We start from the raw sequence: 11,524 nt of genomic DNA on the forward strand, positions 1-11,524 counted from the left end.
CAGCGTTTTCCTGGCCGGGGTGTCGTAGCGCAGCGCGCTGAGCCCGGTGAATCCGACGCCGATCTTGGCCGTCGGTGATTTGCCTGGTCCCGGGCCCACCTGCAGCGCGGGGTCGACCGGCTGCGGGTCACCGGTTTCGAAGGAGGAGAAGAAGCCGGTGATCGTCACCCACTCACCGTAATGGCCGGGGCCGACCCTCGCGCGCGGCGCCGGTGTTCAGTCGAGCACGGCGGTGGCTTCGATCTCGACCAGCATGTCGGGCTCGGCCAAGGTGGCGACGCCGATCCCGGTGAGCGGCGGGAGCGCGGTGATGCCCAGTTTCGCGGCGGCGCGGGCGGCTCCCTCGGCGAACAGGGGCATCTTGTCGGGGGTCCAGTCGACGAGGTAGACGGTCAGTTTCGCCACGTCGTCGAAGGTGGCGCCGACCTCGGCCAGCGCGGTGCCGAGGTTGAGGTAGCACTGCTCGACCTGGGCGGCGAAGTCGCCTTCGCCGACTTTGCCGCCGTCGGCATCGCGGGCGACCTGGCCGGCGATGAAGACCAGTTTCGATCCGGTGGCGATCGACACCTGCCGGTAGATGTCGACCTTCGGCAGTCCTTCGGGGTTCACCAGGGTGATGGCCATTGCTGCCTCCATGTCGCGGGATGTTCCCCAATACTATAGCAGTGCAATGCTATGTATTGTGGTGCCATGGCAAGGACGAAGGACCCCGCGGTCCGCACCCTGCTCATCGAACGGGCCGCGCACATGCTTCGCACCCGCGAGCCCATCACCCTGCGCTCACTGGTGGCCGGGACCGGCGTGTCGACGATGGCCGTCTACACCTACTTCGGCGGCATGGACGGCGTGTGGAAAGCCCTGCGGCAGGAAGGCTTCACCCGTCTCGCGGCCAGATTCGCGACGGTGACCACGACCGAGGACCCGGTTCAGGATCTGACCGCCCTTGTCTCCGCCTACCTCGGCAACGCCTTGGATCACCCCGACCTCTACCGGGTCATGTTCGACGCGAACTTCGACCTCGAAGACCTCAAAGCCGCGGACACCACCCTGGAACACATGGTCCAAGCCGCCGACCGAGGCAGGAAAGCGGGCCGCTTCCGCATCGACATCGTCCCGCTGGAACTGGCGACCCAGAGCTGGACCATCGCCCACGGGCTGGTCTCGCTGGTCGCCAACGGCCCCCTGCCGCGCGAGACACTCGCCAACGGCGTCCCCCTGCTGACCGCGCTGTTCATCAGCACGGGAGACGATCCCGGGAGGTGCCGGGTCTCGGTCGAGACCGGCTGGCAGCCGCTTCACCTCTCGTGAGTGGCTACGAGTGTTAGAACACTTGTTGCCACTCACGACCCACCTGACCAGCGGAGACGTCCGTTGCAGAGGCCCAGAAAGCCGTGAAGGCCTCCTTCACAGCGTCAGACGCTGTGAAGGAGGCCTTCACGGACCTACAGGAGCAGTTACATACTCGAGCACTGCCCGGCGGACGGGCCGCGGACGGTGTTGCGGAGGGAGTAGTCCGTCGGGGCCGGGGTGTTCGCCGCGCAGGCGAGCGGGCCACCGACCGTGCTGGCGGTCAGCACCGGATGCTGGTTACCCGTCAACGCGACGGGGCCGGCGATGTCGGCCTGTTCGATCGACACCGTGCCCTTCACCCCGGTGATCGCCAGCGGACCACCGATCTTCGTCCCGACGACCACGACCTGAGCCGCACCGGTCGCCGCCAGCGGGCCGCCGATCGAACCACCCGTGGCGACCAGGCTCGCGCCCGGCGACACCGTCACCGGACCAGACACCGTCGCGCCGTCGAGGCAAGTCGTGCCGCTCGACACGGTCAGCGGGCCCTTGCGTTCGCCGGTGATCGTCTGCGTGCAGGCCGCGTCGGGCTTGCCGAGCAGTTCGAACTCGGCGAGCGACGCCGTACCGCCGGTGGTCGCGGTGACCTCCAGCCGGTAGTACTTGTAGTGCGCCGGGTTGGCCACCTTGAACGCCTTCGTCTGCTGGCGCCACTGGAAGGTCTGGTCGGTGCGCTGGTCGGCGACCGCCCAGGACTTCCCGTCGAACGAGCCCTTCAACACCCAGCTCTTCGCGTCTCCCGGGCCCTTCGGCGAGGTCAACGTGTAGTGCGTCGCGGCTTCCTTCGACGACAGCAGCTGGTACTGGATCGCACCGGTCGCCGTCGTCTCGGTCCGTGAGGTGTTGTCGAAGACCGCGGTGACGTTGGAGCCGTCACTGGCCGACGCGGTGCCCTTGCCCGGCCCGGTCAGGTCGTGCAATGGGGTCGGGACGGCGTCGCCGGTGGTGATCGACGCGGGTGCGTCGTTCGGGCCGGTGCCCCACGTCGACGGGTTGGGGCCCATGTCGAAGTCGAGCGTGCCGCCCTTGGCGAGCACGTCCTGCGAGAGCGACGTGGACGTCGACGCCTTGCCGTTGACCTTCAGGCCCTGGACGTAGACGTTCTTCGCGCTGTTCTTCGGCGCGTTGATCACCAGGTCCTTGCCACCGGCCAGGTGCACGGTCGCCTTCGTGAACAGCGGCGACCCGATGGCGTAGTTCGGGCTGCCCATCTGCAGCGGGTAGAAGCCCAGCGCGCTGAACAGCCACCAGGCCGACTGCTCGCCGTTGTCCTCGTCGCCCGCGTAGCCCTGCCCGATCTCACTGCCGGTGTAGAGCCGTCCGAGCGCTTCGCGGACCTTCGCCTGCGTCTTCGACGGCTGGCCGGCGTAGTCGTACATGTAGAGCGTGTGGTGCGACGCCTGGTTGGAGTGGCCGAGCTGGCCCATCCGGACGTCCCTGGCCTCCCGCATCTCGTGGATCACGCCACCGTAGGAGCCGGGGAAGTTCGCCGTCTCCTGATCGGCGAAGAACGCGTCCAGCTTGGACCCCAGGCCGGCCTTGCCGCCGTAGAGGTTCGCCAGGCCCTGACCGTCCTGCGGCACGGAGAACGCCATGCCCCAGCCGTCGGTCTCGGTGTAGTCGATACCCCAGACCCGCGGGTCGTACGTCTCCTTGCTGCGGCTGAACTTGCCCGCGGCGTCGCGGCCCTGGAAGAACCCGACGCTCGGGTCGAACACGTTCACGTACTGCTGCGCCCGGCTGGTGAAGTACTCGTAGTTCTCGAGGTACTCCTGCTTGCGCGGATCGGTCTGCGGCGCTTCGTCGTAGAGCTTCTTCGACATGTTCGCGATACCGAAGTCGTTGACATAGCCCTCGATCGCCCACGAGAAGCCGTGATCGGCGGTGTTGGGGGCGTAGCCGAGGAACATGCCCTCGTCCACGCCCTTGCGGCCGACGGCGTTGTTCGGCGGGGTGACGGTGGCGTTCTTCAGCGCCGCGTCGTAGGCCGACTTCACGTCGAAGTTCGTGACGCCCTTGAGGTAGGCGTCGGCGAACGCGACATCGGAGCTCGTGCCGGTCATCAGGTCGGCGTAACCCGGCGAGGACCACCGGGAGATCCAGCCGCCGTCGCGGTACTGCTGGACGAACCCGTCGACCATCTTGCCCGCCATGTCCGGCGACAACAGCGAGTACGCCGGCCAGGTGGTGCGGTAGGTGTCCCAGAATCCGTTGTTGATGTAGGTCTGGCCGTCGACGATCTTCGACCCGGTCTGCGTCGGGGTGTCCACGCCCGTCTTCGCCGACACCGGGCTCGCGTACTTGATCACCGGCGCCTGCGGGGTCCCGGTGTTCTCGGAGCCCGAGTTCGGGTACAGGAACAGGCGGTACAGGTTGGAGTACAACGTGGTCAGCTGGTCCTGGCTCGCGCCTTCGACCTCGATCACCTTGAGCTTGTCGTCCCAGGCCCGCTGTGCGGCGTCACGCACCGTTTCCAGCGTCGCGGCGGGCGCGATCTCCTGGTCGAGGTTCTTCTTCGCCTGGTCGACGCTGATCAGCGACGTCGCGATCCGCATGTTGACCGTCTTCGCGCCACCGGTGTCGAAGCGCAGGTAACCACGGACGTTGTCGCGGCCGTCGCCGGGCAGCTTCGCCCCGGCCGAGACCGGCTTGTCGAACGTCGCGTAGACGAAGATCCGCCCGGCGCCCGCCGAAAGCCCGCTACGGGCGTCGGAGTAGCCGGTCAGCGAATTGGTCGCCGGGTCCAGCGTCAGGCCACCGTTGTTGTTGACGTTGTCGAAGATGAGGCTGGAATCGTTGCCGGGGAAGGAGAACTTGAACAGCGCCGCGTGGTCGGTCGGGGCGAGTTCGGTCTTGATGCCGTTCTCGAACTGCACACCGTAGTAGTGCGCCCGCGCGGTTTCGTTGTCGTGCTTGAAAGCGAGCTGGCGGGCTTCACGATTCGCGTCCGGCACGCCGGCGGCGGCCGAGGGGAACACCTGGAAACTCTGCCGGTCACCCATCCACGGGCTCGGTTCGTGGCTCACGCTGAACGACTGCAGTGTCGGCAGGTTCTGCGCGTTGTTGCCCGAGTGGTAGTTGTACAGCCAGCTGTTCGAGCCGGCGTCGGTCACCGGGGTCCAGAAGTTGAACCCGTGCGGCACGGCCGTGGCGGGGAAGTTGTTGCCCCGCGAGAACGTGCTGTTGGACAGCGTGCCGCGGGTGGTGAGCACGTTGTCCGAGGGACGGGTGCTCACCGGCGGGGTCGGGGTGGCCGAGATCTTGATGTCGTCCAGCCAGCCCTGCAGGAGCCCGGGGCCGTTCGGGTTGTCGTAACCGACCAGGATCCGGTCGATCGTCTTACCTTTGGCCGCGGTGCCGATCGCCGAGCGCACCAGGTTCCACTGGTTCGTGTACAGCACCTTGCTCGCGCCCTGGCCCTGCGGCGAGAGACCGAAGCCGTACTGGTCCACCGCGCCGAGTTCGGAGAGATAGGTGCCGTCGGTGAACGCCAGGTCCACCGCGACGTTGGTGCTCGGGTACTTCAGGTCGCCGGTGATGAACTGCGGCTGCACCTTGTACGAGAGCTCCGTGGCCGCGGCGACGGGGATGTCGACGTCGAAGATCTTGTTGTACGAGTAGCCGTGGCCGGTGGCGGTCTGGCTGCCCGAGTAGCGGAACGCGCGCAGGCCGGTGAAGCCGACACGGTTCTTGTTCGTGTAGCCGCTGGTCGGGCCGCTGTCGGCGAAGGTCCGCATGTTCGGCAGTGGTGGCGGCGCGGGCTCGTCGTTGGCCAGCAGCAGCTCGGAGAGCTGGATCGACGAGCTGCCGTTGTTGCGGGTCACCGACAGGCGGAAGAACTTGTACGCCGCGGTCGGCGCGATCTTGTAGTCCTTCTGCTGGAACCGGTTCGGGAAGGTCTGGTTGGTCTGCCGGTCGAGGTCGGTCCACGCGGCGCCGTCGGCGGAGCCCTGCAGGGTCCAGTCCTTCGGGTCGCGGTCGGCGAAGTCGTTGGCCGAGGTGATCGCGTAGTGCGTGATCGAAGTCGGCTCCGACAGTGTGGCCTGGGCCGAAGCGACCGAGTCCCAGGAGAGCCACTTCGTGTCGGTGGAGCCGTCGAAGAGGTTCGCGGCGACCTCCCCGGCGTCGGTGTTCTCACTGGTCGCGCTCGACTCGGTGACCCGGCCGCGGATGTCACCGGGGATCGCGGTCCCGTTCGCACCGTTCACGCCGAAAGCCTTGGGCTTCCCGGACGCGTCGATGTCAACGGTGTCGTTCCAGGTCGGCTGGGGCTCACCCGACTCGAACGAGGACGCGAAGTCCGGTGGTGCGGCCGGATCCGCGGCGGCGAGCCCGGACGCCGGGAGGGCGACCAGGCCGGCGGCTATGACAACGACAGACAACAGCGTGTTGACCGATGGTCTCGCGCTTCGGGGCATCATTGCTCCAAGCTCTTCTGGCGGGGGCGTCTAGTAGCGCGCCACAGCGGTGGGGACACTCCGGCGCCCAGGAAGGGAAGCTCGGTTGTGACATCGATGTCAAGATCGGTGAGAAAACTTGACCGGAATCGGACAATGACGGAGCAACCCATACCGCTTCAAGGTTGGGTGCTGTCCACCAGCACCGGCGCCACTGGGTGGGCGCCCTACGATGTCACCCGGCGGACCACCATGCGGATCGCCGAGCACTGGCTACCGGCAGACGATCCCCGCGGGCACGAGCGGGGCGCCTGGCACTGACGTGGGGGCACCATGACGACGATCGATCCCGACAAGGACTCCCGGATCCGCGCGGCGAAGGCACTCGCCACCGGCAACGCGACGGCCTGGTTCGAACCGCTCTACGCCGACGCCGCCACGGGCGACGCCGTCGTCCCGTGGGCCAGGGGAGTGTCAAACCCCGAGATCGCCGACTGGGCCGCCGGCAGACGCGGCGACGGGAAACGAGCCATCGTCATCGGCTGCGCGCTCGGGGACGACGCCGAGTACGTCGCCTCGCTCGGCTACGACACCGTCGCCTTCGACGTCTCACCGACCGCGATCGCCACCGTCCGCGGCCGCTTCCCGGAGTCCACCGTGGACTACGCCGTCGCGGACCTCTTCGCCCCGCCGACGGCCTGGGACCGCCATTTCGACCTCGTGGTGGAGATCGCGACCGTGCAGGCCCTGCCGCGGCACGTGCGCGAGGTCGCGATCGATCGCGTCTCCAGCCTGCTGGCGCCCGGCGGCACCATGCTCGTCGGTGCTTTCGCGGCTGAAGACGACGCCGAAGCCGAGGGGCCGCCGTGGCCGCTGACGCAGTCCGAAGTGGAGTCGTTCGCCCGTGACGGTGTGCGTCTCGACCAGCTGGAACGCACCCGCGGCGGCGGCCGGTGGTGGGCAACGTTCAGCGGTGAGTGACCCGTTTCGGGCGATTTCAAACTGACACTTTCCGGGGTCACCCACCCGTTACCGCCGCGGTTGCGAAGCCTCCTGAAGCGTTCGATGGTGATCTTGTTCGCCGGTGAACAAGACAAGCGATCCATCCATCGAACGTGAAAGGAAGCGGTAGTCATGACCCGCACGATGCGACCGCAGGATCTGATCGACTCGACTGTCGTCGATCCGGAAGGCAGCAAAATCGGCAAGGTCGGCACCGTCTATCTCGCCGACGACACGCGGAACCCCGAGTGGGTCACGGTGAAGACCGGCCTGTTCGGGCACAAGGAAAGCTTCGTGCCGCTCAAGGGCGCCGACATCGACGACGACGGCCTGCACGTCAGCGTCGCCAAGGACAAGGTGTCCGACGCGCCGCGGTTCGAGACCGACGGGCATCTGTCGCAAGGCGACAGTGCCGAGCTCTACCGCCACTACGGCCTGCCGATGCCGCGCAGCGCGCCCGACAAGGACATGGGACGGCACGCCGGTGGGGACCAGGCCGCCGGCCAGCGGATGGACCGTACCGACAGGAACATGGGCACCAGGGCCGCGGGCGGCGGGCAGGCGATGCGCGGCGGCGAGCAGGCCGCGGCGGGCCAGCAGGGCATGACCCGGTCAGAGGAACGGCTCAACGTCGGCACCGAACAGGTCGAGTCCGGCCGGGTGCGGCTGCACAAGTACGTCGTCACCGAAGAGCAGCAGGTCACCGTCCCGGTGCGGCACGAGGAAGTCAATGTCGTGCGGGAACCGATCACCGGCGGGGCCCGGGGCACCGGGCGCGCCGAGATCGGCGAGCAGGACCAGGAAGTCGTGCTGCACAGCGAAAAGCCCGTCGTGAACAAGGAAACCGTCGAGATGGAACGGGTTCGCCTCGGCACCGAGACGGTCACCGAGGAGGAGACCATCTCGGGCAAGATCCGCAAGGAACAGATCGAGGTCACCGACGACACCAAGCACCGCAAGGCGTGAGCCGGGCGCATCGGGGCAGGCCCGGTTCGGCCTGCCCCGTCATGCGCGTCAGCAGTGCGTGAAGAAATGGTCCAGGACCCGGACACCGAAGCGCAGTCCTTCGACCGGGACCCGTTCGTCGACCCCGTGGGCCATCGCGCGGTACGGGAAGCCCTCGGGCAGCCAGAGCGGCGCGAAGCCGTAGCAGTCGATCCCGAGCGGGCTGAACGCCTTCGCGTCCGTGCCGCCACCCATGCAGTACGGCACCACGACCGCGTCGGGATCCTGCGACCGCAGCGCGGCGGCCATCGCGTCGAACCACGGTGAATCCACCGGTGCCGACACCGCGGGCTGGTGCGCGACGAACTCCCGCTCGACGTCCGGGCCGAGCAGTTCGTCCAGCGTCGCGAGCAGTTCGTCTTCGGTGCCCGGCAGCACGCGGATGTCGACCTGCGCCCGCGCGGCGCTCGGGATCACGTTGACCTTGTAGCCCGCTTCGAGCATCGTCGGTGTGGTGCTGTTGCGGACCGTCGGCGTCACGAGCGCGCCCGCGGGTCCCAGTCTCGCGACCGTTCCGTCCACATCGGACAGATCCACCGGCACACCCAGCGCCGCACCGGCGCGTTCCAGGAACGCCCGCACAGTCGGGGTCAGGTGGACCGGCCAGCGGTGCTCGGCGATCCGCTGCAGCGCGCCGATCAACCGGAGGACGGCGTTCTCGTCGTTGGGCCGCGAACCGTGCCCGGCGCGGCCGCGCGCGGTCAGCCGGATATGTGCCGTGCCGCGTTCGGCCGTGGCCACCGGGTACAGGCGGCACATTCGCCCGTCCGCCGCGGGCACGTGGTAGGAGTAGCCGCCCGACTCGCTGATCGCGACCGCGCAGTCCTCGAACAGCTCCGGGTACTCCGCGGCGAGCCAGTGCGCGCCGAACTCGCCCTTGTCCTCCTCGTCGGCGACGAACGCGAGCACGATGTCGCGCTTCGGGCGCCGGCCGGTGCGGGCGAAGCCGTCGACGACGGTCAGGACCATCGCGCAGAAGTCCTTCATGTCCGTGGCGCCGCGGCCCCAGAGGTAACCGTCGCGGACCTCACCGGAGAACGGCGGCACCGACCAGTCGCTCGCGTCGGCCGGGACGACGTCCAGATGGCCCTGCACGAGCAACGCGGGCAACGACGGATCGCGGCCCGCGATTCGCGCGATCACGTTGGCTCGCCCGGGCGCGGACTCCAGGATCTTCGCCTCGACCCCCGCGTCGGCCAGGAGCCCCGCCACGTACTCGGCGGCGGCCCGCTCGCCCTCGGAGTCACCGTTGCCCCGGTTGGTCGTGTCGAACCGCACCAGCGCCGAACAGACGTCCACCACATCGAGCTCAGCCATAGATACCCTGCACCGCTCCCGCCGCGATGGCCGTGACCACCTTGAACGCCTTCATCGCCTCGGTCATATCCGCCGCGTCGAACCCGACCCGGCGGGTGCCGATCTGCTCGACCGTCGGGATCACCGCCGTCGCCTGCGCGAGATGACTCGCGTCGAACTCGACCTCGATCCGGTGCGGCACCTGCTCCGGATGCAACCGCCCGGCCTGCTTCATCCCGTCGGCCGCGGCCGACTTCAGCAGCTCGGCCGTGCGCGCCGGCGGCAGGCAGATCGCCGCGTACCGGCTCACACACTCCTTGACGGCCACCAGTTCGGCGTCGGGCGCGTAGTCGCGGGCCTCGTCACACGCCTTGTCGTCGCCGGTCACCACCAGCACCGGCACGCCGTACTCGGCGGCCATCCCCGCGTTCAGCCTGCCCTCGCTCGCCGGGATGTCGTCGAGCCACACCCCGGTGATCTGGTTCTCCAAGTACGTGTGGGACAAGACGCCGTCGAACCCGGCGCCCGCGTGGTAGCCGAGGAACACGACCCCGGAGACCCCGGAATCGATGCCCTGCATCATCGACAACGGCTTGTGCCGCCCGGTGAGCAGCCGTGCCCTCGGGTCCAGGTCCTCCAGCAGGAGATTGCGCTGCGACGAGTGCGCCTCGTTGACCAGCACGTCCGTCGCCCCCGCGTCGAACAGGCCCGCGATCGTGGCGTTCACGTCGCCGGTGAACAGCCGCCGGAACCGCTGCCATTGCTCGGTCCCCGGGACTACGTCGTCGGTCCACGTGACGCCGGTCGCGCCTTCCATGTCCGCCGAGATCATGATCCGCATCGCGCCACTGTAATCACTCGTGGCCCACTGACCGATAGGGCGGACCATCGGTCAGGAGGTGACGGAGTGTCGAAAAACCTTCCCGAACGAACCTCATTTGTGCCAATATTGCTCTGTTCGCGGGGTGAGGGACCCGCGAACGGCGACAAAGTGCTACTGGGAATGCGTGTATCGGCAGCACCCGCGTCGCCTGTCTGGACCAATGAAGATCGTTAGGGGAGGAGATCGCTCATGTCTACGCCTGCGGAAACCACCAACCCGGTCACCGAGGAAGCGCCTGTCCTTCCGCCACTGCCGGAGGTTCCGGAAGACGACAAGCACAAGGACCACGACCACGACCTCACCACCAACTGTGTGGGGGGTTGTCCTCAGAAGATCGAGCCCTGAGGCGTGAACGTTGCTTGACTGCCCGCCTGTCGAGGATCTCTCGGTAGGCGGGCTTCATTTGTCTACAGCTTGTGTTGTCATAGTGAGGTGCCTGTAACGAAGCCCGGACCACTCGACACCATCCGAAAAGCTCGTGAGCTTCATCGAGCAGGGGTCGATGCGGCGTGCTCCGAGCGGCAGCGCGAGGGGATCCAGCTCCTGCGCCGCGGTATGAGCTTGCTGGAGTCGATACATCCAGTCGATCCTCGGTTCCACGAGGATTGGCTGGTAGTTCGAATTCGACTGGCAAGTACCTTGGCATTCTGGTCATCGGAGACTCGTGGCGGAGTGGCTTCTGGCTTGGCGAGCCTGGACGATATTCGACTGCTCACTCAAGGAGTGTCCGACCCCGGTGTTTTGGCTGAGTTGAGAGGCGCAGTCGACCACAACTACGGCCTTCTGCTCATGGCTTCGGGGCGTAACGACGAGAGCATCAGCTATTTCGACACCTCGATCGAACACCAGGAACAGCGACTTAAGGAAAGTGGCGACCCCGGGTCCTTGCTGGGCGGCTTCCTCAACACTGTTTCTACTCGAGGGTTGGCTTACACCAGATTGGGTGACGTACGTCGCGCAAGGGCGGATTTCACTCGAGCCATCTCAATCGCCGAAGGATACGACCGCCCGTTGCAGGCCGCGGACGTCCGGCGCCCGCTCGGCTCGCTCGAGTTGAGAACTGGCGATGTTCCGATCGCCTTGCGGTTGTTCGAAGAAAGTGAACGCACTTATCGCGGCCACGGTCTCGAAGTTCCGCCCTTGCTGCGCTTGGAGCAGGCTCAAGCTCTCATGACAGCAGGCTTGGCGGACGAGGCAGGTCGACACCTCGACGAGGTCTTGCCTGTCATGAAGGCCAGGCACAGCACGAATCGCGAACTGGGTGGCGTGGAGCTGTTCCGCGCCTCGGCGGCGCTCATGGTCGATGATCTCGAGTTGGCACGCCGGTGGGCGACTTCCGCACGTCGCCGGATGCTTCGAATGGGTTGTCAGACGTGTGTGGCTGATGCCACGATCATCGGTCTGCATGCAGATGTGAGAGACGCGCTCAGAACGAGAGATAGCCAGTCGGTATTGCCTGTTCGTGTCTTGCGAGCGGCGAAAGCGATGCCACCACGGCTGACCGAGCAGGCGGGATTGGCGCGAATGCTGGCGACAAGACTCGAAATCGCCCGCGGAAAACTCAAGCGGGCAGCGGAACTGCTGGCACAGG

At 67.1% G+C, this 11,524-nt stretch carries 9 protein-coding genes and 1 pseudogene; 6 read left to right on the top strand and 4 right to left on the bottom strand.

Annotation, left to right across the window (positions count from 1 at the left end; translation table 11 throughout):
- Window positions 1-216 precede the first annotated feature (216 nt).
- Window positions 217-624: a RidA family protein gene (locus VGP60_RS36190; RefSeq protein WP_327552707.1), complete on the bottom strand. Its 408-nt coding sequence runs from the start codon at window positions 622-624 to the stop codon at window positions 217-219.
- Window positions 625-690: 66 nt separating this feature from the next.
- On the opposite strand from VGP60_RS36190, the gene VGP60_RS36195 reads away from it, so the two are divergent.
- Window positions 691-1,308, top strand: a complete 618-nt coding sequence (locus tag VGP60_RS36195) for a TetR/AcrR family transcriptional regulator (protein WP_327552708.1) — start codon at window positions 691-693, stop codon at window positions 1,306-1,308.
- Between the two features lie 146 nt (window positions 1,309-1,454).
- On the opposite strand, the gene VGP60_RS36200 is transcribed toward VGP60_RS36195, so the two are convergent.
- A complete protein-coding gene (locus tag VGP60_RS36200; protein WP_327552716.1) occupies window positions 1,455-5,768 on the bottom strand; it encodes a GH92 family glycosyl hydrolase in 4,314 nt (1,437 codons plus the stop codon).
- 168 nt (window positions 5,769-5,936) lie between these two features.
- On the opposite strand from VGP60_RS36200, the gene VGP60_RS36205 reads away from it, so the two are divergent.
- The 3 genes from VGP60_RS36205 to VGP60_RS36215 all read left to right on the top strand — a co-directional run bounded on the left by VGP60_RS36205 (window position 5,937) and on the right by VGP60_RS36215 (window position 7,715).
- A complete protein-coding gene (locus tag VGP60_RS36205) occupies window positions 5,937-6,068 on the top strand; it encodes a hypothetical protein (protein ID WP_327552709.1) in 132 nt (43 codons plus the stop codon).
- 12 nt (window positions 6,069-6,080) lie between these two features.
- Window positions 6,081-6,728, top strand: a complete 648-nt coding sequence (locus VGP60_RS36210) for a class I SAM-dependent methyltransferase (RefSeq protein ID WP_327552710.1) — start codon at window positions 6,081-6,083, stop codon at window positions 6,726-6,728.
- Window positions 6,729-6,881: 153 nt separating this feature from the next.
- Complete coding sequence (locus VGP60_RS36215) at window positions 6,882-7,715, top strand: PRC and DUF2382 domain-containing protein (RefSeq protein WP_327552711.1); 834 nt, start codon at window positions 6,882-6,884, stop codon at window positions 7,713-7,715.
- Between the two features lie 48 nt (window positions 7,716-7,763).
- On the opposite strand, the gene VGP60_RS36220 is transcribed toward VGP60_RS36215, so the two are convergent.
- A complete protein-coding gene (locus tag VGP60_RS36220) occupies window positions 7,764-9,071 on the bottom strand; it encodes a M20/M25/M40 family metallo-hydrolase (protein ID WP_327552712.1) in 1,308 nt (435 codons plus the stop codon).
- Window positions 9,064-9,891 (bottom strand): M55 family metallopeptidase, encoded by an 828-nt coding sequence (locus VGP60_RS36225; RefSeq protein ID WP_327552713.1) that lies wholly within the window; start codon window positions 9,889-9,891, stop codon window positions 9,064-9,066. The genes VGP60_RS36220 and VGP60_RS36225 overlap by 8 nt, the downstream gene beginning before the upstream one ends.
- A 231-nt stretch (window positions 9,892-10,122) precedes the next feature.
- On the opposite strand from VGP60_RS36225, the gene VGP60_RS36230 reads away from it, so the two are divergent.
- Window positions 10,123-10,278, top strand: a complete 156-nt coding sequence (locus VGP60_RS36230) for a hypothetical protein (protein ID WP_327552714.1) — start codon at window positions 10,123-10,125, stop codon at window positions 10,276-10,278.
- Window positions 10,279-10,617: 339 nt separating this feature from the next.
- A pseudogene (locus VGP60_RS36235) lies at window positions 10,618-11,524 on the top strand (hypothetical protein); the annotation flags it as partial.

The organism is Amycolatopsis sp., from assembly GCF_036008905.1.
Taxonomy (GTDB): Bacteria; Actinomycetota; Actinomycetes; order Mycobacteriales; family Pseudonocardiaceae; genus Amycolatopsis.

Bases quoted from the DNA above. Each gene is read 5' to 3' on its own strand.
- VGP60_RS36190 (WP_327552707.1), bottom strand. From the start codon at position 624: ATGGCCATCACCCTGGTGAACCCCGAAGGACTGCCGAAGGTCGACATC.
- VGP60_RS36195 (WP_327552708.1), top strand. From the start codon at position 691: ATGGCAAGGACGAAGGACCCCGCGGTCCGCACCCTGCTCATCGAACGG.
- VGP60_RS36200 (WP_327552716.1), bottom strand. From the start codon at position 5,768: ATGCCCCGAAGCGCGAGACCATCGGTCAACACGCTGTTGTCTGTCGTT.
- VGP60_RS36210 (WP_327552710.1), top strand. From the start codon at position 6,081: ATGACGACGATCGATCCCGACAAGGACTCCCGGATCCGCGCGGCGAAG.
- VGP60_RS36215 (WP_327552711.1), top strand. From the start codon at position 6,882: ATGACCCGCACGATGCGACCGCAGGATCTGATCGACTCGACTGTCGTC.
- VGP60_RS36220 (WP_327552712.1), bottom strand. From the start codon at position 9,071: ATGGCTGAGCTCGATGTGGTGGACGTCTGTTCGGCGCTGGTGCGGTTC.
- VGP60_RS36225 (WP_327552713.1), bottom strand. From the start codon at position 9,891: ATGCGGATCATGATCTCGGCGGACATGGAAGGCGCGACCGGCGTCACG.
- VGP60_RS36230 (WP_327552714.1), top strand. From the start codon at position 10,123: ATGTCTACGCCTGCGGAAACCACCAACCCGGTCACCGAGGAAGCGCCT.